The sequence below is a fragment of the Pelomonas sp. CA6 genome, assembly GCF_022549225.1.
Classification (GTDB): domain Bacteria; phylum Pseudomonadota; class Gammaproteobacteria; order Burkholderiales; family Burkholderiaceae_C; genus Roseateles.
On record NZ_JAKZFD010000057.1, the window covers coordinates 1 to 444 of the forward strand.

Sequence of the window (444 nt, forward strand, 5' to 3'; positions counted from 1 at the left end):
GGCGCCGCCAACGTGCAGGACATCTACCCGCTGACGCCGCTGCAGGAGGGCATGTTCTTCCACCTGCTGATGAACACGGAGGACGACGCCTACCTGGTGCCCTCGGCCTACCGCTTCGAGCGGCGCGAGGCGCTGGACGCCTTTGTGCAGGCGCTGCAGCAGGTGCTGGACCGCCACGACATCCTGCGCAGCGCGGTGCACTGGGAGCGGCTGGACCAGCCGGTGCAGCTGGTGTGGCGCCGGGCGCCGCTGCCGCTGGAGAGGCTGGCGCGCGACCCGCGCTTCGCCAGCGCGAGCGAGCAGCTGCAGGCGCGTGAGGACGCGCGGCTGCGGCGCATCGACGTGCGCCAGGCGCCGCTGCTGCGCGCCTACGAGCTGCAGGAGGACGATGGCGGCTGGCTGCTGATGCTGCTGATCCACCACCTGGTGATGGACCAGCAGACC

General features: G+C 71.6%; 1 protein-coding gene. It reads left to right on the forward strand.

Going from position 1 to position 444, the window contains the following annotated elements:
- Nucleotides 1-444, forward strand: a 444-nt coding sequence (locus tag LZ017_RS21860; RefSeq protein WP_241399039.1) for a condensation domain-containing protein, incomplete at both ends; no start/stop codon positions are given.